This window comes from Kocuria sp. CH-021 (assembly GCF_049716185.1).
GTDB classification, from domain to species: Bacteria; Actinomycetota; Actinomycetes; order Actinomycetales; family Micrococcaceae; genus Kocuria; species Kocuria cellulosilytica.
Window position 1 is genome coordinate 1 of record NZ_JBNAFK010000055.1, and the last position, 1,197, is coordinate 1,197.

General features: G+C 66.5%; 2 protein-coding genes. Both read right to left on the reverse strand.

Annotated features, from left to right (window positions below; genetic code table 11):
* On the reverse strand, nt 1–630 hold a 630-nt coding region (locus ACPYN7_RS17970), incomplete at its 3' end, for an IclR family transcriptional regulator (RefSeq protein WP_424348551.1).
* A gap of 222 nt (nt 631–852) precedes the next feature.
* A partial coding sequence (locus tag ACPYN7_RS17975) for a M24 family metallopeptidase (RefSeq protein WP_424348552.1) occupies nt 853–1,197 on the reverse strand: 345 nt, incomplete at its 5' end.

Consider the following 1,197-nt stretch of genomic DNA (forward strand, 5'->3'; position numbering starts at 1 on the left):
CTGGATCAACCGACCATCGGCCGCAGAATCCGCAGCCGCCTGACACCCGCTGGCCTCAAACACCTTGAAAATTTCCGTGATGCCGGTTTCGGTGGCCGTGAAGTGGTTGATCCTGCCGGAGAGAAGAAGGGCGCGGACCCGTTCGGGGGGCTGAGCCGCGAGGAAGATCTGCACCGAGGAGCTGAGAGCGGTGTCGAACCTCGTTCCCAGCGGGGTGGTGTGCTTGATCTGCTGGGGACTGGGGATCTGCTCCAAGCAGACGGTCTCGCTGCCGTTCCAGACCATGAGGGCGCTGGTCTCGCCGGTCTGCTCGGTCAGTTCCTGGAGCACCGGGTAGGCCACGCGGCGTTCGTCGAGATCGGCCAGCAGGGGGCCGGTCATGGTGATCAGGCCCAGCCCCAGGCGAAAGCGGCGGGTCTGCGGATCCCGCTCCACCAGGTTCTCCTGTTCAAGGGTGGCGAGGATGCGCGAGACCGTGCTCTTGTGCAGGCCGACTCGGGCGGCGATCTCGGTGACGCCCATCAGGGGTTCGCGCACGGAGAAGCATCGCAGGACGCTGATGGCGTTGGAGACGACCGAGGCCGTGCGAGCTTCCACTGCGGGCGAGGCGTTGTCAGGTGAGGGGACCATAGGAGTCCCATTCTCCTCCAAGCGACGAACCCCACGGCCCTGATCCCGGGGACGACACTGTCAGGTGCCACCCCCGGGACGGTCCATGACGGGCCTCGGACCGGATCTCCACTGCCGAGGAGACCTGCCTCCTGGGGCTTCGTCCTCGGCGAAGCCCCAGGAGGAGAGCAACAGGGCACTGCTCACGTCTGGACGAGGGGTGTGGACCCCTGCGCCGCGCGGTCAGGCGGAGATGATGTTGTGCTCGGGGCCGTAGGGGAACTTGGTGATGTTCTCCACGGTGTCCTGACCGATGACGAGGATGTCGTGCTCGCGGTAGCCGCCGGCGCCGGGTTCGCCCTCGGGGATCGTGATCATCGGTTCCATGGACACGACCATGCCCGGCTCCAGGACCGTGTCGATGTCCTCGCGCAGCTCCAGGCCGGCCTCGCGGCCGTAGTAGTGGGAGAGCACCCCGAAGGAGTGGCCGTAGCCGAAGGTGCGGTTGGCGAGCAGGCCGTGGGAGATGAAGATCTCGTTGAGCTCCGCGGCGATGTCCTGGCACACCGCCCCGGGCTTGATCAGTTC